This is a genomic window from Ruegeria sp. AF1, from assembly GCF_056542125.1.
Genome location: NZ_JBQFZG010000012.1, coordinates 1 through 24,965, shown reverse-complemented (window position 1 = coordinate 24,965; position 24,965 = coordinate 1). Strand labels below are relative to the sequence as shown.

Below are 24,965 nucleotides of genomic sequence, written 5' to 3'. Positions count from 1 at the left end.
CGACGGGCCGCGCGCCCGTTTTTTTGTGCCCGATTGACAGGGTAGAGAACCTGATGACAAACGACCTGATAGCCAAAGCTGCCATCGACCAGCGACTTGCCGAGATCATCACCCCGGTGATCGAAGACCTGGGGTATGAGCTGGTCCGTGTCCGGCTGATGAGTGGCAAGCAGACCACGCTGCAAATCATGGCTGACAAACCCGAAGGCGGCATCGAAGTGGATGACTGCGCCGAGATTTCGAATGCGGTCAGCGCCACCCTGGATGTGGAGGACCCGATCCTCGACGCCTATACGCTTGAGGTGTCCAGCCCCGGTATCGACCGCCCCCTGACGCGCCTCAAGGATTTTGAGACTTTTGAGGGGTATGAGGCCAAGATCGAAACCTCTGAACTGATCGATGGCCGCCGCCGGTTCAAAGGGGAACTGGCCGGGATCGAAGGGGAAGAGGTTCTGATCAATATTCCCGAAGGGTCCGAGACGATCACAATCGGCCTGCAATTCGACTGGCTGAGTGATGCCAAGCTGGTCCTGACCGATGATCTGATCAAAGAAATGCTGCGCCAGCGCAAAGATATGGGCGCCCTGAACGAAAAAGCTTTCGACGAGATTGAGACCGAAGGGTCCGAAGAGGAGACGAACTGATGGCAATTACCTCAGCCAACCAGCTGGAGCTGCTGCAGACTGCCGAGGCCGTGGCCCGCGAAAAGATGATCGACCCCGGTCTGGTTGTCGAAGCGATGGAGGAATCGCTCGCCCGCGCTGCCAAGAGCCGCTACGGCGCCGAGATGGACATTCGCGTGTCGATCGACCGCAAGACCGGCAAGGCGACATTCACCCGTGTGCGCACCGTGGTCGAGGATGACGAGCTTGAGAACTATCAGGCCGAATTCACCGTCGAACAGGCCAAACAGTACATGGAAGACCCGCAGGTCGGTGACGTTTTTGTTGAAGAAGTGCCGCCGGTCGAAATGGGTCGGATCGCGGCGCAGTCCGCCAAGCAAGTGATCCTGCAAAAGGTCCGCGAAGCCGAGCGTGATCGTCAGTATGAAGAATTCAAGGATCGTGCGGGCACCATCATCAACGGTGCCGTCAAGCGCGAAGAATTCGGCAATGTTATCGTCGATCTGGGCGGTGCCGAGGCCGTTCTGCGCCGCAACGACAAGATTGGGCGCGAAAGCTATCGCCCGAATGATCGTGTGCGCGCGTATATCAAGGAAGTCCGCCGCGAAGTGCGTGGCCACCAGATCTTCCTGTCGCGTACCGCTCCGGAATTCATGGCCGAGCTGTTCAAGATGGAAGTACCGGAAATCTATGACGGTATCATCGAGGTCAAGGCCGTGGCCCGTGACCCAGGTTCACGCGCCAAGATCGCCGTAATTTCCTATGACGGCTCGATTGATCCCGTTGGCGCCTGCGTTGGTATGCGCGGCAGCCGCGTACAGGCCGTTGTGAACGAACTACAGGGTGAGAAGATTGACATCATCCCGTGGAACGAAGACCAACCGACCTTCCTGGTGAACGCGTTGCAACCTGCCGAGGTTTCGAAGGTTGTTCTGGACGAAGAAGCAGGCAAGATCGAGGTTGTGGTTCCTGAAGAGCAACTGTCTCTTGCAATCGGTCGTCGCGGTCAGAACGTGCGTCTGGCAAGCCAACTGACCGGCCTGGACATCGACATCATGACCGAAGCTGAAGAATCAGCACGCCGTCAGAAGGAATTCGAATCTCGTACCAAGCTGTTCATGGACAGTCTGGATCTGGACGAATTCTTTGCGCAGCTGCTGGTGTCCGAAGGCTTCACCAATCTCGAAGAAGTTGCCTATGTCGAGATTGATGAACTTCTGGTCATTGACGGCGTCGATGAAGGCACTGCGCAGGAACTTCAGACCCGGGCGCGTGAATTCCTGGAAGCCCAGGCCAAAGCCGCTCTGGATGCCGCGCGCGCACTGGGTGCCGAGGATAGCCTCATTGAATTCGAAGGCCTGACACCCCAGATGGTAGAGGCTCTGGCCAAGGACGATGTGAAGACGCTGGAAGACTTCGCAACCTGTGCAGACTGGGAACTGGCCGGTGGCTGGACCACAGTTGACGGTGAACGCGTCAAGGATGATGGCGTTCTGGAGCCCTTTGGCGTCACGCTCGAAGAAGCACAAGACATGGTCATGACTGCGCGTATCCTGTTGGGTTGGGTTGATCCGGCCGAGCTGGAGCAGGCGGAAGAAGACATCGACGACGACGCAGCAGACGAGGAGGTCGAGGCCTGATCTCAGGTCTCGGGTGGCGCGTATGGGTCGCGGTGGCGTCCATAAGGATCGGTCTGACGGACCCGAACGCAAGTGCATCGCCACAGGCGAGGTTCAGCCTAAATATGGCTTGATCCGCTTTGTGACGGGGCCGGACGGTCAGGTCTTTCCGGATGTCGCGGCAAAGTTGCCGGGGCGGGGCGTTTATGTGGCGGCGGATCGTGCCGCGCTGGACAAGGCCATTGGCAAGAAACTGTTTGCGCGGGGGTTCAAGGCACAGGTGACCGTGCCTCAGGACCTGACGGCAGAGGTTGAAAAACAGATCGCGCGCCGTGTGATTGAGTTGCTCAGTCTGGCGCGCAAGTCCGGCGACGCGGTTGCCGGGTATGAAAAGGTCAAGTCGTGGCTGGACCGGGAAGAGGCTCAGGTGCTGATTCAGGCCACTGATGGATCGGGGCGCGGCAAGTCGAAGCTCAGTACGCCGCACTTAGGAAAATACATCGGTTGGCTGACGGCAGACGAATTAGGGCAAGCATTTGGGCGCCAAACGGTGATTCATGCGGCCTTGGCCTCTGGCGGACTCGCCAAACGTGTTGTAGAGGAAGCGCAGCGCCTGCGTGGCTTGCGCGAAACGGATGACGGCGGCAAGGGCCGCGCGGAAGGGTAAGAAGCTTTATGAGCGATAGTGACGGCAAAAAGACATTGGGTCTTCGTGGCGGGGCACGCCCCGGAAATGTGAAACAGAGTTTCAGCCACGGACGCACCAAGAATGTCGTGGTGGAAACCAAACGCAAGCGCGTGGTGGTCCCCAAGCCGGGCGCGGCAAAGCCGGGTGGCGGTGCCGCCCCTTCGGGTGATCCGTCGCGTCGTCCCGCAGGTATTTCCGACGCGGAAATGGCGCGCCGTATGAAAGCTTTGCAGGCTGCCAAGGCCCGCGAGGTCGAAGAGGCCGCTGAACGCGAAGCCGCTGAAAAGGCACGCGAAGAAGAGCGCGTGCGCCGCCGTGCGGAACAGGAAGCGAAAGAGCGCGAGCAGCGTGAAGCCGAAGAGCGCGCCCGTCAGAAAGCCGAAGATGAAGAGCGCAAGCGCGTGGAGGCTGAAGAAGAAGCCAAGCGTGCTGCTGTTGCTGCTGTCGCTTCGCCGGCCCCTGAAGAAGCCAAAGCTGCACGTAGCCCGGCCAGCAAACCTGCGCCTGCAGCCGCGCCTCGCAAGCAGGATCGCGAACGCGAACAGCGCGGTCGTGGCAAGGGCCGCGAAGACAACCGTCGTTCAGGCAAGCTGACACTGGGTCAGGCCACTGGTGACGAAGGCAGCCGCCAGCGGTCGATGGCAGCGATGAAGCGCAAGCAGGAACGCGCCCGTCAGAAAGCCATGGGCGGTTCGGTCGAGCGTGAAAAGGTGATCCGCGACGTACAACTGCCTGAGGCGATCATGGTCTCGGAACTGGCCAACCGTATGGCCGAGCGTGTGGCTGACGTGGTCAAATCGTTGATGCAGATGGGTATGATGGTCACGCAAAACCAGACCATCGACGCTGATACTGCCGAACTGATCATCGAAGAGTTTGGCCATAAGGTCACACGCGTCTCTGATTCGGATGTTGAGGACGTCATCAAAGAGGTCGAAGACAGCGAAGACGATCTGAAGCCTCGTCCGCCCGTCATCACCATCATGGGTCACGTCGACCACGGGAAAACATCGCTGCTGGATGCAATCCGCGATGCGCGCGTTGTGGCTGGTGAGGCCGGTGGCATCACCCAGCATATCGGCGCCTATCAGGTGAAAACCGATGGTGGATCGACGCTGACATTCCTGGATACACCCGGCCACGCGGCGTTTACCTCGATGCGCTCGCGCGGTGCTCAGGTGACCGATATCGTGGTTCTGGTTGTCGCTGCCGATGACGCGGTCATGCCGCAGACAATCGAGGCGATCAATCACGCGAAGGCGGCCAAAGTGCCGATGATCGTGGCGATCAACAAGATCGACAAGCATGATGCAAATCCGGACAAGGTGCGCACCGATCTGTTGCAACACGAGGTGATCGTCGAGAAAATGTCGGGTGAGGTTCAGGACGTAGAAGTGTCCGCCATCACCGGTCAGGGTCTGGACGAGCTGCTGGAAGCCATCGCATTGCAGGCCGAGATTCTGGAACTGAAAGCCAACCCCGATCGCGCAGCCCAGGGTGCCGTGATCGAGGCGCAGCTGGATGTAGGCCGTGGTCCGGTCGCGACCGTTCTGGTTCAGAACGGCACGCTGCGTCAGGGCGATATCTTTGTTGTGGGTGAGCAGTACGGTAAGGTCCGTGCGCTGATCAATGACAAGGGTGAACGCGTTCAGGAAGCGGGTCCTTCGGTTCCGGTCGAGGTTCTGGGTCTCAATGGCACACCGGAAGCCGGTGACGTTCTGAACGTGACCGAGACTGAAGCACAGGCGCGCGAGATCGCCGCCTACCGCGAGCAGGCCGCCAAGGACAAACGCGCTGCCGCCGGTGCCGCTACCACCCTTGAGCAGCTGATGCAGAAGGCCAAGGAAGACGAAAGCGTCACCGAACTGCCGATTCTGATGAAAGCGGACGTGCAGGGTTCGGCTGAGGCCATCGTTCAGGCGATGGAGAAGATCGGCAACGACGAGGTACGCGTGCGCGTATTGCATTCGGGCGTGGGTGCAATCACCGAAACCGATGTCGGTCTTGCCGAGGCCTCGGGTGCTCCGATCCTGGGTTTCAACGTGCGGGCCAATGCGTCTGCCCGGAACACGGCAAACCAGAAAGGTGTCGAGATTCGCTATTACTCGGTTATCTACGATCTGGTGGACGACGTGAAAGCTGCCGCATCGGGTCTGTTGAGCGCCGAGATTCGCGAGAAGTTCATCGGTTACGCCGAAATCCGCGAAGTCTTTAAGGTCACCGGCGTTGGCAAGGTTGCCGGCTGTCTGGTTACCGAAGGTGTGGCGCGCCGTTCCGCCGGTGTCCGCCTGCTGCGCGACAACGTGGTGATTCACGAAGGCACGCTGAAAACACTGAAGCGTTTCAAGGACGAAGTGGCCGAGGTTCAGTCGGGTCAGGAATGCGGTATGGCATTCGAGAACTACGATGACATTCGCGCAGGCGACGTGATCGAAATCTTCGAGCGCGAAGAAGTCACCCGCACGCTGGACTAACCCGGCATAAGTTGAAAACGAAAAACAGCGACCCCCTTAGGCCGCTGTTTTCATTTGTCGAGGCGCTTATTTTGTTTGGGGCAGAAACGTAGCTGAATGCATGATGATATCGAAATGATGCATTCCTTGCGCGAGCATAAAGCTGACAGAGTGTCCGGACTTTCGCAGCCTTTCGGCATAGTCACGGCTTTGGCGAATGAACTCATCCGTATCCCGTTCGGCCACCGAAACATGGTATCGAGGACCGGGCCGGGGCAGATTGCGGATGGGTGACAGATCGTTGACCTCGACCGGTGTCAATTGCAGCGGATCGTTCACCGACATCAGGCTGATCGGTTCCAGGTCGTATATGCCGCTGATCAGAAGCACATCCCGCACCCGGAGCCCCGCTTTGGCAAGGGCGTCTGATGAGGTTGCCATCACCATCGCCGCCAGATGCGCGCCTGCACTGTGACCTGACAGGGTGATCCGCGACGGGTCGAACCCCAACTCCTCAGCCTGGGCCGCCAGCCACAACAACGCGTCACGGCACTCGTCGATCATGTCGCCAATCCGGGCATCGGGTGCCAGCGTGTAGTTCACAGTCGCAAAAGCTTGCCCGTGTTCCAACAGCCCCGGCGCCATCAGAGACGACTCATTCTGGCTGAGCGCCTGCCAGTACCCGCCGTGAATGAAGACGTGCAGGGGTGCCTTGTCATCGCGAGCGGGAAAGAAATCCAAAACTTGAAGGGGGCTGTCACCATAAGCCAGACTTTCCCGTACCGGAAAGTCGGCCCGCGCCTGAGCACTCAGCGCCTGATAACTGGCAAGATAGGGGCTCAGGTCGCCGCCGATCATTGTGCTGGGAGAGTACTCCCGCTCCAGATCGGATTGCGAAAATCCTCGATACAACATGTCTTAGTTCTGCCCACTATACATCAATTCCGTACGCACGTCGTAAAGGTCGTGGAAAAACCGCAGCTCTAGCGCCTTTCGCAAAAAGGCCACGCCGCTTGAGCCACCAGTGCCAGGTTGCATCCCGATCACGCGCTCAACCGCGGTGGCATGGTCAAAGCGCCAGCGTTGAAACAAACTTTCCACATCCATCAGCTTTTCGGCCAAAGCATAAAGATCCCAGTATTTTTCAGTGTTTCGAAACACCTCCACCCAAATTTGCACCACGCGCGAATCGCCGGAATAGGGTTGGGCGTAATCGCGTTCGATCAGATCTTTGGGCACATCGAACCCTTGGCGGGCCAACATGTGCAACACCTCGTCATAAAGCGACGGTTTGGTCAGTGCGGCATTCAGCATCTCCATCACCTCTGGGTCATGCGTATGGACCTTCAGTGTTGAGGCATCCTTGTTGCCGAGAATGAATTCGATCTGCCGATACCCGTAGCTCTGAAACCCTGACGAGCTGCCAAGAGCCTGCCGAAACGTCATATAGTCGGCAGGCGTCATGGTCAGCAGGGTTTCCCAAGCCGCAATCAACTGCCGTTGAATGGCCTTGATTCGGTCGAGGTTTTTCATGGCTGGGCCAAATTCATCCTGTTGCAGAAAACGGCGCACCTCGACCAGTTGGTGGTGCATCAGTTTCAGCCACAGTTCGCTGACCTGATGGATAATAATGAACAGCATCTCGTCCGGCTGCGCAGGGTCCTGAAAGGTCTTTTGCAGATTCAGCAGCGTTTTGAGTTGCAGAAAATCTCCATAGCTTTTGCGATGTGTCTCGGCGAAATCAGTGATCAGAGTGTCTTCGACACCTCTTTGCAACAGACGATCGTCTTTGTTCTCGCCCATCTCATGCCTCCGTTGTGCGATCCTTGCACCTGTCTAGGCGTTGAGTTCGTAACTTTCCAGCGGGTTAGGTCCAGTCAAGGACAACCTTGCCTGAGAGGCCGGATTTCATCGCGGCAAAACCATCCGCGAAATCATCAACCGCAAAGCGATGCGTGATCACGCGGGACACATCCAAGCCATTTTGCAGCATGGCGATCATCTTGTACCAGGTCTCGAACATTTCGCGACCATAGACACCCTTGATTGTGATCGCCTTGAAAACGATACGCGACCAGTCGACTGGAGATTTCCCCGGCGGTATCCCCAGCAAGGCGATTTTCCCACCCATCACAAGCGCTTCGACCATCTGGTCAAGCGCGGCTTGTGAGCCGGACATTTCAAGCCCCACATCAAAGCCTTCTTTCATTCCTAGCTGTGCGATGACATCGTGCAAATCTTGTTTGGAAACATCAACGGTCCGCACCGACGGCACGACATGTTCCGAGAGTTTCAATCGTTCAGCGTTTATGTCGGTAATCACCACGTTACGGGCTCCTGCATGGCGGGCAACGGCGGCGGCCATGATGCCAATGGGTCCTGCGCCGGTGATCAGGACATCTTCGCCCAGAAGATCGAAGCTTAACGCGGTGTGTACCGCATTGCCCAGCGGATCAAGGATTGCCCCGATCTCATCCGGGATATCATCCGGTAGGGGAACAACATTGAAGGCAGGCAGTTTCAGGTATTGCGCAAACGCGCCCTGTTCATTCACCCCGATCCCGCGCGTGCCGGGGTCGAGGTGAAACTTGCCTGCGCGGCTTTGACGGCTTTCAGTGCCGATCAGATGCCCTTCGCCGGAACAGCGCTGCCCAACGTTCAGGCCGGTTACGTTGCGCCCAATCTCAACGATTTCCCCAGCGAACTCATGACCAGTGATCATCGGAACCGGAACGGTGTGAGAGGCCCACTCATCCCAGTTCCAGATGTGAATGTCGGTACCGCAAATTCCGGTCTTGTTGATCTTGATCAGCACCTCATCCGGCCCGATTTCCGGGACCGGGGCCTGTACCATCCACAACCCCTCTTCGGGTTTCGACTTTTCCAGCGCTTTCATCGTGTTGGGTCGCATCAGATCACCCCCAGTTCCTTGCCGACTTTGCCAAAGGCCGCCAGAGCGCGGTCCAGTTCGTCCCGCGTCAGGGCGGCGTTCATCTGTGTCCTGATCCGCGCCTGCCCGCGGGGAACAACAGGAAAGAAGAAGCCCGAGACATACACGCCCTCGTCAAACAGCTTGGTGGCCATCTCTTGTGCCAGCGTCGCGTCGCCCAGCATGACAGGGATGATCGGATGTTCGCCGGGCAAAACGTCAAAGCCAAGCTTTTCCAAACCGGCACGCCAGTACTTTGCGTTTCCGAACAACTGCGCGCGTAGAATGTCGCCTTCTTCGACCAGGCTGATCGCCTCAATCCCTGCGGCGACGATGGATGGCGGCAGCGAGTTCGAGAAAAGATAGGGCCGCGCCCGCTGCCGCAGCAGGTCGATCACTGGCTGCGGCCCGGCGATGTAGCCGCCGATTGCCCCCCCAAGTGCCTTGCCCAAAGTTCCAGTCAGAATGTCGACATCAACACCAAAGTGATCCGGTGTTCCTGCACCGCGCGGCCCCATGAAGCCCGTTGCATGGCAATCATCGACCATCACGATGGCGTCGTATTTGTCAGCCAGTTCGCGAATTTTCGGCAGGTTGGCCAGATAGCCATCCATCGAGAACACGCCATCGGTTGCGATCATGATGTGACGCGCGCCATCCTCGCGCGCTTGCTTCAGCCACGCTTCCAGGTCGTTCATGTCATTGTTCAGGTAGCGATAGCGCTTGGCCTTGCACAGCCGCACCCCGTCAATGATCGAGGCGTGGTTCAGACTGTCCGAAATGATGGCATCTTCAGGCCCCAGCAACGGTTCGAACAGCCCGCCATTGGCATCAAAGCAGGCCGCAAACAGGATCGCATCGTCCTTGTTCAGGAACTTCGCCAACCGCTGTTCCAGTTCACGGTGAATATCCTGCGTCCCGCAGATGAACCGGACCGAGGCCATACCGAATCCTTTCGGACCCATCGCATTTGTTGCGGCCTCGATCAGCGCGGGGTGATCCGCAAGACCCAGATAGTTGTTGGCGCACAGGTTGATCACCCGTTTGCCGCCAACCGTAATCTCACCGCCCTGAGGCGAGGTGATCATTCGTTCGCGCTTATACAGCCCCTCGGATTCGATCTGCGCGAGTGTGTCCGTGATGTGGGACAGGAATGCATCTGCCATGGCGACCTCCGTTCAACTGAGTCGCACGTCTAACATAGCGGATGGATTTCCCAAATAGGGGAATTTCAATATACAGGAAAATTTTCCGTGAAGGCGGAAATCTGCTGATGTCAGGCGTTCTTTACGATCAGAAACACCCGCGCTGGTTCTTTGGCCGAGATGGAATGCACGATATCCGCGGCATAGCGGGCGGTATCCCCTTGGCTCAGTTCCGACACGGCACTGCCCGATGTAACCTTGACGGCTCCTTCCAGCACGGTCAGCTGCTCACGCGCGCCGCGCGCATGGGGCTGGCTGTTCAAGGCCCCGCCTTTGTCGAACACGATATCGTAAACCTCATGACCTCCGGCCTCTTCCGGCGGGGACAGGATGCGAATGCGGCAGTTCTGCCCCATATTGTCGATGCTGGGCACTTCGGACGCGCGCAGCACCTCGATCTGATCACTGGCTTTTGAACCTTCCAGAAGACCGGCAAAATCCACCTGTAGCGCACGGGTCAGGTTCCAGAGGGTCGAGATCGTCGGGCTGCTTTCCCCGCGTTCGATCTGGCTAACCATGGATCTGGACACGCCACTCAGGTTTGCGACTGCTTCCAGCGACAGTCCTTTGGCCCGGCGTGCGTCTTTCAGGCGGGCGGGCAAAAGGTTCAGGATATCGTCTGTGTTCTCCGTCATGACGGAATCCATGCGTGTTGGGACCCCGCTTGTCAATTCCATCCGTGACGGCACGTCCTATAGGACAGGATCATGCTGCATGTGCATACTGACGACGATTCCAAGAGGAGAAAGACATGACAGACATCGTATTGTTGGATGGTGCGCGCACCGCGATTGGAACTTTTGGTGGCGCACTTGCGTCAACCGCGCCCATTGATCTGGCGACGGTGGTCACCGAAGCGGCCTTGGAGCGGTCAGGGGTAGAAGGTGCTCAAATCGGGCATGTTGTGTTTGGTCATGTTATCAACACCGAGCCTCGGGACATGTACCTGTCGCGCGTTGCCGCGATGCAGGCCGGGATTCCGAACGGCACCCCTGCGATGAATGTAAACCGACTGTGTGGTTCAGGCGCACAGGCGATCGTGTCGGCAATGCAGTCCTTGATGCTTGGCGATGCCGATTTTGCCGTGGCAGGTGGGGCAGAAAGCATGTCGCGAAGCCCTTACATTGTTCCACAGGCACGCTGGGGCGCGAAAATGGGTGATGTCACATCACTGGACATGATGCTGGGTGCGTTGAACTGCCCCTTTGGCACAGGGCACATGGGTGTGACGGCCGAGAACGTTGCCGATGAACACCAGATCAGCCGTGAACAGATGGACGAATTCGCCCTTGCCAGCCAGACCCGCGCTGCCGCCGCAATTGAAGCCGGATATTTCGAAAGCCAGATCGTGCCCGTTCAGGTGAAGGTCAAGCGGGACATGGTAGATTTCAAAATTGATGAGCATCCCAAAGCGACGACCGCCGAAGCGCTGGCCGGGTTGCGGCCGGTGTTCAAGAAAGATGGGCGAGTGACGGCAGGCAATGCCTCGGGCATCAACGATGGCGCGGCGGCGATGGTTCTGGCAACGGCGGATGCGGCGGAAAAGGCCGGGTTGAAGCCAAAAGCGCGTGTAATCGGCTATGCACATGCTGGCGTGCGCCCCGAAGTCATGGGTATTGGCCCGGTACCGGCCGTGCAAAACCTGCTCAGAAAGACGGGTCTTTCGGTGGAAGATTTCGATGTGATCGAAAGCAACGAAGCATTTGCCGCGCAGGCGCTGGCCGTCAATCAGGAGCTTGGGTTGGATGCAGCGAAAGTGAACCCGAATGGAGGTGCGATTGCACTGGGACATCCTGTCGGTGCGACGGGTGCCATCATTACCATGAAGACACTTTACGAGTTGGAGCGTACACGTGGATCAAAAGGGTTGATCACCATGTGTATTGGTGGCGGTCAGGGGATCGCCATTGCCATCGAGCGGCTCTGATCCGGGTTTGGGCAAGGGGGGCTGTCTGCCCCCCATCGCGCAAGGCGCGATTCCCGCCCCGAGGATATTTTCAGCCAGATGAAGCTGCGGATCACAACCAGCCGAGTGTCGTGATCAACAAAACTATGGCTGCGCCGGCAACTGCACCGAGAGCGGCTGGCAGGATTTTTGGCAAAAGACCCGAGTTTTCCGGTTCTTCTTTGTGTGTCTGTGCAATCAACGCGTTTTCGACTAATGTCGGCAGGCGCGGACCAAAGCGTGCCAGAACCAAAGCGGTTTTGGCGAAGTCACGAAGCGCGGCGCGCGGGCCGATGGATTGTTTAATGTAATCTTCGACCACGGGGCGGGCAACTTCCCAGATATTGATGTGGTCATCCAGTGACCGGGCAACGCCTTCAACCACGACCATCGTCCGCTGTAGGAGGATCAGCTCGGTACGGGTCTCCATGCCAAAACGCTCTGTCACTTCGAACAGATAGCTTAGCAAACGGCCCATCGAAATATGCGAGGCATCCATACCGAAGATCGGTTCGCCAACCGCACGCAGGGCGCGGGCGAATTCATCGACGTCCTGATGTGCAGGAACGTAACCGGCTTCGAAATGCACTTCGGCCACGCGCTTGTAGTCGCGGCGGATGAAACCGAACAGGATCTCGGCATAGACCCGGCGCGTGTATTCGTCGATATGGCCCATGATACCGTAATCATAAGCGATGATGTCACCGTTGGCGGCGACCTTTAGGTTGCCCTGATGCATATCGGCGTGGAAATAGCCGTCGCGCAAGGCGTGAAGAAGGAATAGACGCAGCACACGTTCAGCCAGGTCGCGGCGATCGTGGCCTGCGGCGTCCAGTGCGTCATTTTCACCCAATGCAACACCGTCGGCCCAGCGGAGTGTCATCACGCGCCGTGCCGACAGTGACCACAAGACGGGCGGCAGCCAGAACCCTGTGTCGTCTTTTGTGTTGGCCGCGTATTCCGAGGCGGCAGCGCTTTCCAGACGCAGATCCAGTTCGCCCCGAACAACGCCGTCGAAATGTTCAATGACCTCCATGGGCCTCAGACGGCGGGCACCGGGGGCGAAAAGCTGCACGATGCGAGCGGCGAAATAAAATGCATCCACATCCTTGCGAAATGCGCGCTCGATCCCCGGGCGCAGAACTTTGACGGCGACATCTTCGCCTGTGCTAACCAGTTTGGCTTTGTGGACCTGAGCGATGGACGCGGCTGCAATAGGTTCACTGAACTCAGAGAACACGTCCGCCACTGGCTGTCCAAGTTCCTTTTCAACCTCGGCCATGGCTTTTGTCCGGGAAAAAGGCGGGAGTTTGTCCTGTAGGACACGTAATTGTTCTGCCAGTTCGTTGCCGACGACATCAGGGCGGGTGGAAAGCACCTGCCCGAATTTGATATATGCCGGACCCAAAGCGGTCAGGGCACGGGTTGCGGGTGGCATCTGCGGGTCGCCTTTGTAGCCCAGCCACTGAAACGGTTTGCCCAAAGCATGAGCGATGACGCGAAGCGGGCGCGGGGCTTCGAATGCATCCAGCACGACATTCATGGCACCGGTGCGCTCAAGCGTGGCACCCGTTCGGATCAGGCGGATGATATTATGTGGGCCACGCATGTGTCAGATTTTCCAGCCGGAATGCAGCGCGGCGATACCCATGCTGAGATTGCGGTATTTGGCGTTTTCGAAGCCAGCAGTTCGGACCATGTTCAGGAAGGTTTCCTGATCAGGAAACTTACGGATCGACTCCACCAGATACTGATAGCTGTCGTAATCATTCGCGATCAGTTTTCCCATGCGTGGAATGACATTGAAACTGTAGAGGTCATAGAGCTTTTGCAACCCGTCATTAGGAAGCTGACTGAACTCCAGCACCATCAGGCGGCCACCGGGTTTCAGCACGCGAAAGGCTTCGTTCAGGGCCTCTTGCGGGCGGGTCACGTTCCGGATGCCGAACGAGATCGTGTAGACGTCAAAGGTGTTGTCCTCGAACGGCAGGGCCATGGCATCGCCCACCACCCAGTTCAGGCTGTCGGCCATCTGGTCGGCTTCGGCGCGTTGCCGGCCTTCGACCAGCATGGGTTCTGTCAGATCAAGAACCGTGGCATGGCCATAGCCTGCACGTTTCAGAAAGCGAAAGGAAATGTCACCGGTTCCGCCCGCAACATCCAGCAAACGCTGACCGGGACGCGGAGCTAGCCAGTCCATCATCGCGTCTTTCCAGACCCGGTGGATACCCATCGACATGACATCGTTCATCACGTCATATTTCGAGGCGACCGAGTTGAACACGCCCTGCACGCGCCCGGCCTTGTCAGCCTCGCGTACGGTTTCGAACCCGAAATGAGTGGTGTTGTCGCTGTTGTCGGACATAAGCCTTGCCGTTTGTCGAATTTCGCTTCTGTTATAGGGCTCTGGAAGCGGGGCACAATGCGGCCCTTTGGAATAGGAGCCCTGTAATGCCAGAATTGCCCGAGGTCGAGACCGTAAGACGCGGCCTGAGCCTTGCGATGGAGGGGGTCGAGATCGAACGCGCCGATGTGAACCGCCCGGATCTGCGCTGGCCATTTCCGGAACGCATGGCAGAACGGCTGACCGGGCAGCGGGTGGATCGGTTAAGGCGGCGATCAAAATATATCCTGGCCGATCTCAGCAGTGGCGAGACCTTGTTGATCCATCTGGGGATGTCGGGGCGAATGACGGTGTCAGGGGATCCACTAGGTCATTTCCTGCGCGAACATCCTGCCGCTGAGAAACATGACCATGTTGTTTTTCACATGGCCAACGGGGCGCGTATCACCTTTAACGATCCTCGCCGGTTTGGAGCGATGGACCTGCTGCCCACAGCCACAGCCGAGGATCACAAGCTTCTGGCGGTTCTGGGACCAGAGCCCTTGGGCAATGATTTCCACGAGCAACACCTGATTGAGGCGCTCAAAGGCAGGAATACCCCAGTCAAATCAGCCCTGCTGGATCAGGGAATCGTTGCCGGATTGGGGAATATCTATGTTTGCGAAGCGCTTTATCGCGGCAAGGTGTCGCCACGTCGCAAAGCAGGGCAAATTTCTGCGGCGCGTGTCGCGTCGCTGGTTCCCATCATTCGGAAGGTGTTGCAGGACGCGATCGAAGCAGGCGGATCATCCCTGCGGGATTTCCGGCAAGCTGATGGAGAACTTGGATATTTTCAGCACAGCTTTGATGTCTACGGTCGTGAAGGAAAGCCCTGCCGGACCGAGGGTTGCAATGGTCTGATCCAGAGAATCACCCAGTCCGGTCGCTCATCCTTCTACTGTGCGCAATGCCAAAGATAGCTTGATCCAGAGAATTCGCGTGGTAAGGACTCGTAACTGAACGGAACAACCGGAAGCTTTTTTCTCATGGCTTTTGAGACGATCATCGTCGAAATCGAAGACCACGTCGCCCTAATCAAACTCGACAGACCAGATGCGTTGAATGCGCTGAACTCCCAGTTACTGGGTGAGTTGTGTACCGCGCTGGAAGAGGCGGACAGCAACGACAAGGTTCGTTGCATCGTCATCACCGGATCGGACAAGGCCTTTGCCGCAGGCGCGGACATCAGGGAAATGTCCGAGATGAGCTTTGTCGATGTCTACACAACCAACCTTTTTGCTGATGCAAACGATCGGGTTTCGGCGATTCGCAAACCGATCATCGCCGCGGTCGCGGGCTATGCTCTGGGTGGGGGATGCGAGTTGGCAATGCTTTGCGATTTCATCATTGCGGCGGACACTGCAAAATTCGGCCAGCCTGAAATCAACCTTGGCGTCATAGCCGGGTTGGGCGGCACCCAGCGTTTGACGCGCTTTGTCGGCAAGTCCAAGGCGATGGACATGAACCTGACTGGGCGGTTCATGGACGCGGACGAAGCCGAGCGCGCTGGTTTGGTCAGCCGGGTCGTACCGGCCAAGAAGCTGATCGAAGAAGCCGTCGGTGCGGCGCAAAAAATAGCCGAGAAATCGGCACTGACGACAGCGGCGGCAAAAGAAGCGGTCAATCGCAGTTACGAGCTTCCGCTGAGTGAAGGTATGCTGTTTGAGCGTCGGGTCTTCCATTCCATGTTTGCCACCGAAGACCAGAAAGAAGGCATGGCGGCGTTTCTTGAAAAGCGGGCTGCGCAGTTTCGCGACAAGTAGAACGCAAGAGACTAATGAAAGGCGGGTGTTGCCCGCCTTTTCTTTGCCGGGTCTGTGAGATCCAAGAATCGGCTTGGCAATCCTTGAAATGTTCGGTAATGAGCGCCGCAATACATGCGCGTGCGGCCCGCTTGGCCCGACTCACACTCGTGATTTCTGATCCGGTGCGGATATGTCCGTGGCGCGCAACCCTTGATAACCGTACCGAACGAAGGTCAGAGACACATGGCAAATTCGCCCCAGGCAAAGAAACGCGCCCGTCAGAACGAAAAGCGTTTCGCTGTTAACAAAGCGCGTCGTTCGCGCATCCGCACCTATCTGCGTAAAGTCGAAGAAGCGATTGCATCCGGTGACAAAGATGCGGCAACCGCAGCACTGCGCGCCGCCCAGCCCGAGCTGATGCGCGGCGTCACCAAAGGCGTGTTCCACAAGAACACTGCTGCGCGTAAAATGTCGCGCCTGTCGGCCCGGGTCAAAGCTCTGGGTTGAAGCCTGCGGGTTACCCTAGGTCAAGTCAGCAAGGCTGAACTAATGTCAAAGGCGCTGCGCATTGCGGCGCCTTTTTTCGTGTTGCCGGAATACCGCGCCTTCACGAAACCGAGAGATTCTTTCGACCAAAGACCCGAGTCAATATCAGAGTTTCGTTGCCGCGCCCCATTTCAAGTTGCTACCACTGATGTCAGCGATTCACTCGCTTGGGGGGACAGGCTGTTTACTCGATCGGACTGACGGGCATCAGATCGATCAGGAAACATTCGTCGACGACTGGCGCAAGCTGGGCTGCCGATCTGCCGCGAAGTCCGGATTATCCGGGATTCTCGGCCCTGTCTGAAAATTGAGATTGTGACGTGCAGCCCGAGTTTCGGGACGCTCATTTATTGTTGAGCGTCGAAAATCCGGGTGCACCGAACTTTCAGGGGCAATCCCGCCAAGCCGTTAGGTTTGGCGACAGGTTCCCTTTGGGCGTGTGAATGCAAGACCGGGCAACCGGCTTCGTATGATAAGGCCGACAGGCCAATAAGAATGGGATGCGTGAGGCGCTGAATGACACAAGAGAAATGGGGACTACTGCGTAACAAATTGCTGAAGGCTGTCGGTCGGAATAATTACACCACATGGATCGAGCCTCTGGAATTTAAAGAGCTGCAGGATGGTGTGGCGGTTTTTTCCGTGCCAACGAACTTTATGGGGAACTACGTCAGCCAGAATTTTGCGGACCTCATCTTGTACGAGCTGAATACGGCTGGGGAAACCGTTCAGCGTCTGGACTTCCGTGTTGCTGCCAACTCGCCCGCGCGTCCCAAGCCCGCAGCCAAGGTGGTCACCGAAACTCAGCCAGAGCCGGTACCCTTAGCGGCGACGGATAGTGCGCAGAACGCTTTGGAGTCGTTGCAGGCCGCGCCGCTCGATTCACGTTTCACCTTTGACAGTTTTGTGGTGGGCAAACCCAACGAGCTGGCCCATGCTGCCGCGCGCCGTGTGTCCGAAGGTGGCCCGGTAACATTCAACCCGCTTGTTCTGTATGGTGGAGTGGGTCTGGGTAAGACCCACCTGATGCACGCAATTGCCTGGGAGCTGAAAACCAAGCATCCGGAACTGAATGTCCTGTACCTGTCAGCCGAACAGTTCATGTATCGCTTCGTGCAGGCCCTGCGGGAACGCCGGATGATGGATTTCAAACATTTGTTCCGTTCGGTCGATGTGTTGATGGTCGATGACGTGCAGTTCATTGCCGGAAAGGATTCTACTCAGGAAGAGTTTTTCCATACGTTCAATGCGCTGGTGGATCAGAACAAGCAGATCATCATCTCGGCCGACCGCGCCCCGGGCGAAATCAAGGATCTGGAAGATCGTGTAAAGTCCCGCCTTCAATGTGGTTTGGTCGTTGACCTGCATCCGACCGACTATGAATTGCGTCTGGGCATTCTTCAGAACAAGGTCCAGCAATATAGCAGTTCCTATCCCGACCTGACGATTGCAGATGGCGTCCTTGAATTTTTGGCTCATCGTATCTCGACCAATGTCCGCGTGCTGGAAGGTGCTCTGACACGTCTGTTTGCCTTTGCCTCGTTGGTTGGACGCGAGATCGACATGGAGCTGACGCAGGATTGTCTGGCAGATGTCCTGCGCGCATCCGAGCGTAAGATCACGGTTGAAGAGATTCAGCGGAAAGTATCCGAATACTACAACATCCGCATGTCTGATATCATCGGTCCCAAGCGCCTGCGATCCTACGCGCGCCCTCGTCAGGTGGCGATGTATCTGTGCAAGCAGCTGACCAGCCGGTCGCTGCCAGAGATCGGCCGCCGGTTCGGCGGGCGCGACCACACCACGGTCATGCATGGCGTCAAGCGCATTGAAGAGCTGAAACTGACCGATGGTCAGATCGCTGAAGACGTGGAAATGCTGCGCCGTTCTCTCGAAGCCTGAACCGGGCCAGTAGTGCTAAGAAACGCTCCGGACTTCTGTGCCGGGGCGTTTTTTGTGCGTAAGAATCCACGGTTGCACCAGAACTGAGGCGTGTGGGGCACGCCGCACTTGACGGTTGGTACATTCCAACCCAGAAATCCGTAAAAAATCCTTGTGCCTCGGGGTGGAACCGCTAACGTGCCAGTCCCGCCCATGTCGGTACGCAAGTCAGAGGAATTGAGGGTATGAAGATCAGCATTGAACGCGGCACCCTTCTTAAAGCCGTTTCGCAGGCTCAGTCCGTTGTAGAACGTCGCAATACCATTCCTATACTTGCCAATGTCCTGATCGAGGCCGAAGGCGATCAGGTCCAGTTCCGTGCCACCGATCTGGATATCGAAGTGGTCGATAAGGCACCCGCACAGGTCGAAAAGGCGGGCGCGACGACCGTCGCGGCAACAACCCTGCATGAGATTGTGCGCAAACTGCCGGACGGTGCGCTGGTGACATTGACTGCTGACAGCGCCGCAGGACGGCTGACAGTTGAAGCGGGTCGGTCGAATTTTTCGCTGGCGACACTGCCAAAAGAAGATTTTCCGGTGATGGCGTCCTCGGAATATCAATCGAATTTCAGCGCGTCGGCAGCATTGCTGCGCCGGTTGTTCGACAAGTCCAAATTCGCCATCTCGACCGAAGAGACCCGGTACTATCTGAACGGTGTGTACATGCATGTGGCGGATGGGTCCGAGGGTGGAAAAGTGTTGCGTTGTGTGGCCACCGATGGCCACCGGCTAGCGAGAATTGACGCAGATTTGCCGGATGGCGCGGCGGATATGCCGGGCGTGATCGTGCCTCGCAAAACAGTGGGCGAGTTGCGCAAGCTGTTGGATGACGACGAGATGGATATCGCCGTTTCGGTCAGTGAAACCAAGGTACGCTTTGCCACGCCGGATATCACGCTGACGTCGAAGGTTATTGACGGCACCTTCCCCGACTACACACGTGTTATCCCACAAGGAAATACCCGCAAGCTTGAAGTGGATGCTGCTGAATTCGCGCAGGCCGTAGATCGCGTGGCGACTGTTTCGTCGGAACGGTCGCGGGCAGTGAAGTTGCAATTGGAAGGCGACAAGCTGATCTTGTCGGTGAATGCTCCTGACAGCGGCGCGGCCGAGGAGGAATTGGCTGTCGCTTACGGGGATGAGCGGTTGGAGATCGGGTTCAACGCCAAATACCTGTTGGAGATTGCGTCTCAGGTGGATCGTGAGAATGCAGTTTTCCTGTTCAACTCGGCTGGTGACCCGACATTGATGCGTGAAGGCAACGATCTGAGCGCTGTATACGTCGTCATGCCGATGCGCGTCTGATCGCGCGGATGCGATGCCTCCGGCGGGAGTATTTTTGAAAAGATGAAGGGAGGGGTCATGGGATTGGCCCTGACCGAGCTAACGGTCTCGCATTTTCGATCTCATAAGCTGGCGCGGTTGTCTCTGGACGGCCGACCGGTTGCCATTCACGGGCCGAACGGGGCCGGGAAGACCAATATTCTTGAAGCGGTGTCGTTGTTTTCGCCCGGTCGCGGGATGCGGCGGGCGAGCGCGGCCGAGATGACCCGTCGGCCCGAGGCGCTGGGTTGGAAACTGTCCGGGTTGCTGGACGCTCAGGGGCAGCGGTTTGAAATCGAAACCTGGTCCGAGGGCAGCGCAGCGCGACAGGTGCGAATTGATGGCAAGTCAGCGACCCAGATCAATCTGGGGAAACTTGCACGGGTAGTCTGGCTGACCCCGTCCATGGACCGTCTGTGGATTGAAGGGGCTGAGGGACGCCGTCGGTTTCTGGACCGTATCGCGCTGAGTTTTGACCCGGCCCACGCCGAAACATCGCTGATTTATGAAAAAGCGATGCGCGAACGTAACCGTCTGCTGAAAGAGCAGATCAGGGACGCGCATTGGTACGCCGCGCTTGAAGGGCAGTTGGCCGAGACGGGGCACCGCATCCATACCGCGCGGTTGAGGTCGCTGGATCTTCTACGGGCGGCGCAGGACCGGGCGGAAACGGTCTTTCCTTCGGCCGAACTGGAGTTGGTGCAAACCGAAGGCGCAATGCCCGTGACAGCGGAAGATTTGCGAGACGCGTTGAGCGAGAGCCGGTTCAGGGATCTGGCAGCGGGCCGAACCCTGGTGGGGCCGCATCGGTCCGACCTGTACGGTGTGTTCGCGGCCAAGGGCGTGCCGGCACGGGAGTGTTCCACTGGTGAGCAGAAAGCGCTCTTGGTGTCGCTGATCCTGTCCAATGCGCGGGCGCTGGCGGCGATGCTGGGCGCACCTCCGATCGTTCTGCTGGATGAGGTGGCCGCGCATCTGGATGCTGGGCGGCGTGCAGCGCTTTATGACGAGATTTGCGCGCTGGGCGCTCAGGCCTGGATGACGGGCACCGGGCCTGAGCTGTTTGCGGAAATGGGCGACCGGGCCCAGACGCTGATCGTTACCGACAGCGATCAGGGCTCGGTCGTGACCGCTTAGGCCGATTCGCTGACTTTGCGTTCCCACAGAAAGCCGCGCATAACCTCGTCCACCGGGGTTTTGGCCATGTGGTTGACGTAGTTCGACATGGTTTTCTGGGCCAGACCCAGCACGACATCCAGAACCGCGCGGTGTGAATAGCCCGCGTCAAAGAACGCCTGAAGCTGGTCTTCGGTCGGGTTGCCGCGGGTTTCCATCACTTGCAGGGTGAAGGTGCGCAGTGCTTCGAGTTTGGCTGAAGGCAACGGAGTTTCGTTACGCAGGGCGTCCGATATCTCGTCCGAGATCTTCATCATCTTGGCGATCCCGGTGTGGGCGGGCACGCAGTAGTGGCATTCGTTTTCCACATTGATGGTCTGCCAGACGACGGTTTTCTCATCATTGTCGAAATCAGTTTGCAGGAACAGGCCGTGCAGAACCTGATAGCCTTCCAGATGCTGAGGGCTTTCGGCCATGACCTTATGCAGGCCGGGCAAGCGACCAAAAGCGGCCTGAGACTTTTGCAGCAGCGGTTTGGACGCTTCAGGCGCGGTTTCGAGGTCGTGAGACGGGAAATTGGCCATGTCGGAACTCCTGTTTCTGGCGCGATGGGTCGTATTTAGGGTTTCTTGAGTGAACGCTCAAGTATATACTTGAGTGAACGTTCAAAAATTGGTGATGCTGATGCCCCGCAAACCCGCATACGATCGTGACGTGTTGATCGCGAAGGCGAAGGATATCTTCTGGCGTCAGGGCTGGGCTGGTACATCGCTGAAGGATCTGGAGCGGGAACTGAAGCTGAAGCCTGGCAGTTTTTATGCGGCGTTCGGGTCGAAAGATGCGCTCTATGCGCTGACGCTGGAGAGTTATACGCAAGAAGGTGTGGCGCGCTTAAAGGCCCTGGCAGAGAGACTGGGTCCGAAGGAGGCGCTGAAAGCGCAGCCCCGATTGGTGATCGAAGCGGTCGAGACCCCGGCAAAGGCCTGCATGTTGGCAAAGACATATGCCGAGTTGAAGGCGAAGGATCATGACCTTGCGGATCAGGCGGCGCATCACATGGCGGAAATGAAAGGCTGTTTCGCTGATCTGTTTCGCAGGGCTCAGGATGCCGGTGAAATCGGGGCGGGACATGATCCGGATCGACTGGCGGCACGGTATCAGTCGGACATTCTCGGGCTGCGATTGTCGGCCGAGCGCAAGGATGTCGACGCGTTGGAAATTGCCGCGGATATCGCTTCTGATATCGATCGTTTGTGATCCCTTTTTCGGGCGGCAAAAAACGATCCGGAACAACACAAAATATTGGGGGATGGCGTGACAATCCCTACCAGAAAACGTATAAGTTACCAAAATAATATAGGTACTGACTGAATGTCCGAAGACGCACAGGCCCCCCAAGAATACGGCGCAGATTCTATCAAGGTTCTCAAGGGCTTGGAGGCAGTTCGCAAACGCCCCGGCATGTATATCGGGGACACGGATGATGGCTCGGGTCTGCACCATATGGTGTATGAAGTTGTCGACAACGGGATTGACGAGGCTTTGGCGGGTCATGCCGACCATGTGACGGTGAAAATTCACGCCGATTCCAGTGTTTCGGTCAGCGACAATGGACGCGGTATTCCGGTGGACATCCACCCGGAAGAAGGCGTGTCGGCGGCCGAGGTCATCATGACCCAGCTGCACGCCGGTGGGAAATTCGACAGCAACTCGTACAAGGTGTCGGGCGGCCTGCACGGTGTGGGTGTTTCCGTGGTGAACGCGCTTTCGGATTGGCTGGAACTGCGCGTCTGGCGCAATGGCAAAGAGCACATCGCGCGATTTGAAGGTGGCGAAACCGTTGAGCACCTGAAGGTTGTTGGCGAATGCGGGGACCGGACAGGAACAGAGGTGCGGTTTCTGGCTTCGACCGACACATTCTCGAACCTTGAATACTCATTCGAGACATTGGAAAAACGCCTGCGCGAACTGGCTTTCCTGAATTCGGGCGTTCGGATCATCCTGATTGACGAGCGTCCGGCGGAACGGCTGGAAACCGAGCTGTTCTATGAAGGTGGGGTCAAGGAGTTTGTCAAGTACCTCGACCGGTCCAAAACCCCTGCCATGTCCGAGCCGATCTATATCAAGGGCGAGCGCGACGATATCGGTGTGGAAATCGCAATGTGGTGGAATGACAGCTATCACGAGTCTGTACTGCCCTTTACCAACAATATTCCTCAGCGCGATGGCGGTTCCCATGTGGCGGGTTTCCGTGGTGCCCTAACCCGGACGATCAACAACTACGCGCAGTCCAGCGGGATCGCGAAAAAGGAAAAGGTCAGCTTTACCGGTGATGACGCGCGCGAAGGTCTGACCTGTGTGCTGTCGGTCAAAGTGCCTGATCCGAAATTCTCGTCGCAAACCAAAGACAAGCTGGTCAGTTCCGAGGTTCGCCCAGCGGTCGAGGGTCTGATGAACGAAAAACTTGCCGAGTGGTTCGAAGAAAACCCGACCGAGGCCAAGGCGATCGTCGGCAAGATCATCGAAGCTGCACTGGCGCGCGAGGCCGCGCGCAAGGCGCGTGAACTGACCCGCCGCAAAACGGCAATGGATGTGAACTATCTGGCGGGGAAGCTGAAGGATTGTTCCGAAAAAGACCCGTCCAAAACCGAAGTCTTCCTTGTCGAGGGTGATTCAGCCGGAGGGTCGGCGCAAACGGGCCGTGACCGGCTGACACAAGCGGTTCTGCCTCTGCGCGGTAAGATCCTGAACGTGGAACGCGCGCGGTTTGACAGGATGTTGTCCTCGCAAGAGATCGGTAATCTTGTCATGGCTCTGGGCACGGGTATCGGCCGTGATGAGTTCAATATTGAAAAGTTGCGTTACCACAAGATTGTCATCATGACCGATGCGGATGTGGACGGTGCGCACATCCGGACTCTGCTGCTGACGTTCTTCTACCGGCAAATGCCTGAGCTGATCGAAGGTGGGTATCTTTATATTGCGCAGCCGCCGCTTTATAAGGTTTCGCGTGGAAAATCAGAGGTTTATCTGAAAGATCAGGCGGCTCTGGACGATTATCTGGTCAACCAGGGGATCGAGGGCGCCGTGCTGAAACTGGGTTCGGGTGAAGAGATCACCGGGCAGGACCTGGCCCGCGTGGTGGACGAAGCGCGCCAGTTGAAACGCGTTCTGGACGCCTTCCCGACGCACTACCCGCGCCACATCCTGGAACAGGCCGCCGTTGCAGGTGCCTTTGTGCCGGGTGCGGTGGACGCAGACCTGCAAGGGGTGGCTGACAAGGTTGCCGCCCGTCTGGACCTGATCGCGCTGGAGTATGAGCGTGGCTGGCAGGGCCGGATCACACAGGATCACGGAATTCGGCTGGCCCGCATTCTGCGTGGTGTCGAAGAGGTTCGCACCTTGGACGGCCCGATGTTGCGGTCGGGAGAAGCGCGCAAAACAGGCAACTTCACGCAAAGCCTGCAAGAGGTCTACAACACTTCGGCCACGTTGATCCGCCGTGATCGTAGCCAATTGATCCACGGTCCGCTGGACCTGTTGCGCGCCATTCTGGAAGAAGGGGAAAAGGGCCTGTCCTTGCAGCGCTACAAAGGTCTGGGAGAGATGAACCCCGGCCAGCTTTGGGAAACGACTTTGGACCCGGATGCACGCACGCTGCTGCAAGTGCGCGTTGACGATATGGTGGAAGCTGACGATCTGTTCACCAAGCTAATGGGTGATGTTGTCGAACCTCGTCGAGAATTTATCCAGAAAAACGCACTGAGCGTCGAGAATCTGGATTTCTGACGGTTTGTAGGAACCGTATTTTTGCAGGGTGTTGCGCGACTGCTGGATGACTGATCGAAACTGAATGGTCTCGTCAAAACCGATAATACGCGCTATCGCTTCGCGCTTTCGTCCCTTGGTTTCGTCCAGAAAACCGACGATATCGGCATGCCGCAAGATGATCCGGTCACGGATGAACCATTCCAGCGCGTCGGTGATCGTGCTTTTGCCAGCGGCGTTTTCTCCATAGATCGCAAGGCTTCGATGTTTCTTGGTGAATTTCTGCGGCAACTCAAACCGGGCGCCACGGAAACCGGTGGCTTTGAGGGAACGCAGCTTAGTCATCTGCACCGCCTTCATCTGCCTGAGTATTGATCGCTGCCTTGCGCAGAACTTCGAGCTGCCGAAGCAGATTGACCTTGGTCAGCTTGCCTTCATGAAGCAGTGCGCCGACCGATTTTACAGTGTCAGGATCAAGGTCTTCGTCCTTCGCTTGCTCGTCGATGAACCCGGTGACAACTTCGGTAGCCGTCTTGATTTTTTCATTGGCCACAGATGCTTATCCCTACTAGGGTCAGGATTCATAACCAGTAGATGACGACGGCTGCGAGCGCGATGGCCGAGAGGAAGACCTTGGGACACCTGTCGTAGCGGGTTGCCACGCGTCTCCAGTCTTTGA

At 57.5% G+C, this 24,965-nt stretch carries 23 protein-coding genes and 1 pseudogene; 13 read left to right on the top strand and 11 right to left on the bottom strand.

Annotated elements, in window-relative coordinates:
- The first annotated feature begins 53 nt into the window (after positions 1-53).
- The 4 genes from rimP to infB are packed head-to-tail and all read left to right on the top strand — an operon-like array spanning position 54 to position 5,404.
- Positions 54-644, top strand: coding sequence for a ribosome maturation factor RimP (rimP, locus tag ACR0BK_RS15155; protein WP_480555265.1), 591 nt, complete (start codon positions 54-56; stop codon positions 642-644).
- Entirely contained in the window at positions 644-2,263 is a 1,620-nt protein-coding gene (gene nusA, locus ACR0BK_RS15150; protein WP_480555264.1) for a transcription termination factor NusA, read from the top strand. Before rimP ends, nusA begins: the two co-directional genes overlap by 1 nt.
- A gap of 22 nt (positions 2,264-2,285) precedes the next feature.
- The gene (locus ACR0BK_RS15145; protein WP_480474799.1) at positions 2,286-2,909 is read left to right on the top strand and encodes an RNA-binding protein; all 624 of its coding nucleotides are present in this window, start codon (positions 2,286-2,288) and stop codon (positions 2,907-2,909) included.
- 8 nt (positions 2,910-2,917) lie between these two features.
- Positions 2,918-5,404: a translation initiation factor IF-2 gene (gene infB / locus ACR0BK_RS15140; RefSeq protein WP_480555262.1), complete on the top strand. Its 2,487-nt coding sequence runs from the start codon at positions 2,918-2,920 to the stop codon at positions 5,402-5,404.
- Between the two features lie 66 nt (positions 5,405-5,470).
- Here the strand turns inward: infB and ACR0BK_RS15135 are convergent, their stop codons facing one another.
- The 5 genes from ACR0BK_RS15135 to ACR0BK_RS15115 all read right to left on the bottom strand — a co-directional run bounded on the left by ACR0BK_RS15135 (position 5,471) and on the right by ACR0BK_RS15115 (position 10,152).
- Positions 5,471-6,298 carry an alpha/beta hydrolase gene (locus ACR0BK_RS15135; protein WP_480555260.1) on the bottom strand — a complete coding sequence of 276 codons (828 nt, stop codon included), beginning with the start codon at positions 6,296-6,298 and terminating at the stop codon, positions 5,471-5,473.
- 3 nt (positions 6,299-6,301) lie between these two features.
- Positions 6,302-7,186, bottom strand: coding sequence for a tryptophan 2,3-dioxygenase (locus ACR0BK_RS15130; RefSeq protein WP_480494561.1), 885 nt, complete (start codon positions 7,184-7,186; stop codon positions 6,302-6,304).
- Between the two features lie 64 nt (positions 7,187-7,250).
- Positions 7,251-8,279, bottom strand: coding sequence for an L-threonine 3-dehydrogenase (gene tdh / locus ACR0BK_RS15125; RefSeq protein WP_480476882.1), 1,029 nt, complete (start codon positions 8,277-8,279; stop codon positions 7,251-7,253).
- A 14-nt stretch (positions 8,280-8,293) separates the two neighbouring features.
- Positions 8,294-9,478 (bottom strand): glycine C-acetyltransferase, encoded by a 1,185-nt coding sequence (locus ACR0BK_RS15120; RefSeq protein ID WP_480555258.1) that lies wholly within the window; start codon positions 9,476-9,478, stop codon positions 8,294-8,296.
- Positions 9,479-9,588: 110 nt separating this feature from the next.
- Positions 9,589-10,152, bottom strand: a complete 564-nt coding sequence (locus ACR0BK_RS15115; protein ID WP_480555256.1) for a helix-turn-helix domain-containing protein — start codon at positions 10,150-10,152, stop codon at positions 9,589-9,591.
- 116 nt (positions 10,153-10,268) lie between these two features.
- Between ACR0BK_RS15115 and ACR0BK_RS15110 the strand changes: the two genes are divergently transcribed.
- Entirely contained in the window at positions 10,269-11,444 is a 1,176-nt protein-coding gene (locus tag ACR0BK_RS15110; RefSeq protein WP_480555254.1) for an acetyl-CoA C-acyltransferase family protein, read from the top strand.
- A gap of 91 nt (positions 11,445-11,535) precedes the next feature.
- Here ACR0BK_RS15110 and ubiB read toward each other — a convergent pair whose 3' ends face one another.
- Both ubiB and ubiE read right to left on the bottom strand, forming a co-directional pair.
- Positions 11,536-13,071 carry a 2-polyprenylphenol 6-hydroxylase gene (gene ubiB, locus ACR0BK_RS15105; protein ID WP_480555252.1) on the bottom strand — a complete coding sequence of 512 codons (1,536 nt, stop codon included), beginning with the start codon at positions 13,069-13,071 and terminating at the stop codon, positions 11,536-11,538.
- Between the two features lie 3 nt (positions 13,072-13,074).
- Entirely contained in the window at positions 13,075-13,827 is a 753-nt protein-coding gene (gene ubiE, locus ACR0BK_RS15100) for a bifunctional demethylmenaquinone methyltransferase/2-methoxy-6-polyprenyl-1,4-benzoquinol methylase UbiE (protein WP_480474807.1), read from the bottom strand.
- Between the two features lie 86 nt (positions 13,828-13,913).
- Between ubiE and mutM the strand changes: the two genes are divergently transcribed.
- The 6 genes from mutM to recF all read left to right on the top strand — a co-directional run bounded on the left by mutM (position 13,914) and on the right by recF (position 20,539).
- A complete protein-coding gene (gene mutM, locus ACR0BK_RS15095) occupies positions 13,914-14,765 on the top strand; it encodes a bifunctional DNA-formamidopyrimidine glycosylase/DNA-(apurinic or apyrimidinic site) lyase (RefSeq protein ID WP_480555250.1) in 852 nt (283 codons plus the stop codon).
- 66 nt (positions 14,766-14,831) lie between these two features.
- Entirely contained in the window at positions 14,832-15,608 is a 777-nt protein-coding gene (locus ACR0BK_RS15090; protein ID WP_480555249.1) for an enoyl-CoA hydratase, read from the top strand.
- Between the two features lie 225 nt (positions 15,609-15,833).
- Entirely contained in the window at positions 15,834-16,097 is a 264-nt protein-coding gene (gene rpsT / locus ACR0BK_RS15085; RefSeq protein ID WP_039541017.1) for a 30S ribosomal protein S20, read from the top strand.
- A gap of 555 nt (positions 16,098-16,652) precedes the next feature.
- Positions 16,653-18,038, top strand: coding sequence for a chromosomal replication initiator protein DnaA (dnaA, locus tag ACR0BK_RS15080; protein WP_480488104.1), 1,386 nt, complete (start codon positions 16,653-16,655; stop codon positions 18,036-18,038).
- A 224-nt stretch (positions 18,039-18,262) separates the two neighbouring features.
- Complete coding sequence (dnaN, locus tag ACR0BK_RS15075) at positions 18,263-19,384, top strand: DNA polymerase III subunit beta (protein ID WP_480483945.1); 1,122 nt, start codon at positions 18,263-18,265, stop codon at positions 19,382-19,384.
- Positions 19,385-19,441: 57 nt separating this feature from the next.
- The gene (gene recF / locus ACR0BK_RS15070) at positions 19,442-20,539 is read left to right on the top strand and encodes a DNA replication/repair protein RecF (RefSeq protein WP_480555330.1); all 1,098 of its coding nucleotides are present in this window, start codon (positions 19,442-19,444) and stop codon (positions 20,537-20,539) included.
- On the opposite strand, the gene ACR0BK_RS15065 is transcribed toward recF, so the two are convergent.
- Positions 20,536-21,102, bottom strand: coding sequence for a carboxymuconolactone decarboxylase family protein (locus tag ACR0BK_RS15065; protein WP_480555247.1), 567 nt, complete (start codon positions 21,100-21,102; stop codon positions 20,536-20,538). The two genes, recF and ACR0BK_RS15065, sit on opposite strands and share 4 nt — an antisense overlap.
- Before the next feature lie 100 nt (positions 21,103-21,202).
- Between ACR0BK_RS15065 and ACR0BK_RS15060 the strand changes: the two genes are divergently transcribed.
- Positions 21,203-21,775 (top strand): TetR/AcrR family transcriptional regulator, encoded by a 573-nt coding sequence (locus tag ACR0BK_RS15060; RefSeq protein WP_480555246.1) that lies wholly within the window; start codon positions 21,203-21,205, stop codon positions 21,773-21,775.
- 114 nt (positions 21,776-21,889) lie between these two features.
- Positions 21,890-24,307: a DNA topoisomerase (ATP-hydrolyzing) subunit B gene (gyrB, locus tag ACR0BK_RS15055; RefSeq protein WP_480474814.1), complete on the top strand. Its 2,418-nt coding sequence runs from the start codon at positions 21,890-21,892 to the stop codon at positions 24,305-24,307.
- Here the strand turns inward: gyrB and ACR0BK_RS15050 are convergent.
- From ACR0BK_RS15050 to ACR0BK_RS15040, 3 genes and pseudogenes are all read right to left on the bottom strand, one after another.
- Complete coding sequence (locus tag ACR0BK_RS15050) at positions 24,230-24,631, bottom strand: ATP-binding protein (protein WP_480555245.1); 402 nt, start codon at positions 24,629-24,631, stop codon at positions 24,230-24,232. The two genes, gyrB and ACR0BK_RS15050, sit on opposite strands and share 78 nt — an antisense overlap.
- Complete coding sequence (locus ACR0BK_RS15045) at positions 24,624-24,839, bottom strand: hypothetical protein (protein ID WP_480519976.1); 216 nt, start codon at positions 24,837-24,839, stop codon at positions 24,624-24,626. The genes ACR0BK_RS15050 and ACR0BK_RS15045 overlap by 8 nt, the downstream gene beginning before the upstream one ends.
- Positions 24,840-24,867: 28 nt before the next feature.
- Positions 24,868-24,965: pseudogene (locus ACR0BK_RS15040) on the bottom strand (IS5/IS1182 family transposase); the annotation flags it as partial.

What these genes read in the sequence shown, in the direction of transcription:
- rimP (WP_480555265.1), top strand. Translation starts at nt 54, where the DNA reads ATGACAAACGACCTGATAGCCAAAGCTGCCATCGACCAGCGACTTGCC.
- nusA (WP_480555264.1), top strand. Translation starts at nt 644, where the DNA reads ATGGCAATTACCTCAGCCAACCAGCTGGAGCTGCTGCAGACTGCCGAG.
- ACR0BK_RS15145 (WP_480474799.1), top strand. Translation starts at nt 2,286, where the DNA reads ATGGGTCGCGGTGGCGTCCATAAGGATCGGTCTGACGGACCCGAACGC.
- infB (WP_480555262.1), top strand. Translation starts at nt 2,918, where the DNA reads ATGAGCGATAGTGACGGCAAAAAGACATTGGGTCTTCGTGGCGGGGCA.
- ACR0BK_RS15135 (WP_480555260.1), bottom strand. Translation starts at nt 6,298, where the DNA reads ATGTTGTATCGAGGATTTTCGCAATCCGATCTGGAGCGGGAGTACTCT.
- ACR0BK_RS15130 (WP_480494561.1), bottom strand. Translation starts at nt 7,186, where the DNA reads ATGGGCGAGAACAAAGACGATCGTCTGTTGCAAAGAGGTGTCGAAGAC.
- tdh (WP_480476882.1), bottom strand. Translation starts at nt 8,279, where the DNA reads ATGAAAGCGCTGGAAAAGTCGAAACCCGAAGAGGGGTTGTGGATGGTA.
- ACR0BK_RS15120 (WP_480555258.1), bottom strand. Translation starts at nt 9,478, where the DNA reads ATGGCAGATGCATTCCTGTCCCACATCACGGACACACTCGCGCAGATC.
- ACR0BK_RS15115 (WP_480555256.1), bottom strand. Translation starts at nt 10,152, where the DNA reads ATGACGGAGAACACAGACGATATCCTGAACCTTTTGCCCGCCCGCCTG.
- ACR0BK_RS15110 (WP_480555254.1), top strand. Translation starts at nt 10,269, where the DNA reads ATGACAGACATCGTATTGTTGGATGGTGCGCGCACCGCGATTGGAACT.
- ubiB (WP_480555252.1), bottom strand. Translation starts at nt 13,071, where the DNA reads ATGCGTGGCCCACATAATATCATCCGCCTGATCCGAACGGGTGCCACG.
- ubiE (WP_480474807.1), bottom strand. Translation starts at nt 13,827, where the DNA reads ATGTCCGACAACAGCGACAACACCACTCATTTCGGGTTCGAAACCGTA.
- mutM (WP_480555250.1), top strand. Translation starts at nt 13,914, where the DNA reads ATGCCAGAATTGCCCGAGGTCGAGACCGTAAGACGCGGCCTGAGCCTT.
- ACR0BK_RS15090 (WP_480555249.1), top strand. Translation starts at nt 14,832, where the DNA reads ATGGCTTTTGAGACGATCATCGTCGAAATCGAAGACCACGTCGCCCTA.
- rpsT (WP_039541017.1), top strand. Translation starts at nt 15,834, where the DNA reads ATGGCAAATTCGCCCCAGGCAAAGAAACGCGCCCGTCAGAACGAAAAG.
- dnaA (WP_480488104.1), top strand. Translation starts at nt 16,653, where the DNA reads ATGACACAAGAGAAATGGGGACTACTGCGTAACAAATTGCTGAAGGCT.
- dnaN (WP_480483945.1), top strand. Translation starts at nt 18,263, where the DNA reads ATGAAGATCAGCATTGAACGCGGCACCCTTCTTAAAGCCGTTTCGCAG.
- recF (WP_480555330.1), top strand. Translation starts at nt 19,442, where the DNA reads ATGGGATTGGCCCTGACCGAGCTAACGGTCTCGCATTTTCGATCTCAT.
- ACR0BK_RS15065 (WP_480555247.1), bottom strand. Translation starts at nt 21,102, where the DNA reads ATGGCCAATTTCCCGTCTCACGACCTCGAAACCGCGCCTGAAGCGTCC.
- ACR0BK_RS15060 (WP_480555246.1), top strand. Translation starts at nt 21,203, where the DNA reads ATGCCCCGCAAACCCGCATACGATCGTGACGTGTTGATCGCGAAGGCG.
- gyrB (WP_480474814.1), top strand. Translation starts at nt 21,890, where the DNA reads ATGTCCGAAGACGCACAGGCCCCCCAAGAATACGGCGCAGATTCTATC.
- ACR0BK_RS15050 (WP_480555245.1), bottom strand. Translation starts at nt 24,631, where the DNA reads ATGACTAAGCTGCGTTCCCTCAAAGCCACCGGTTTCCGTGGCGCCCGG.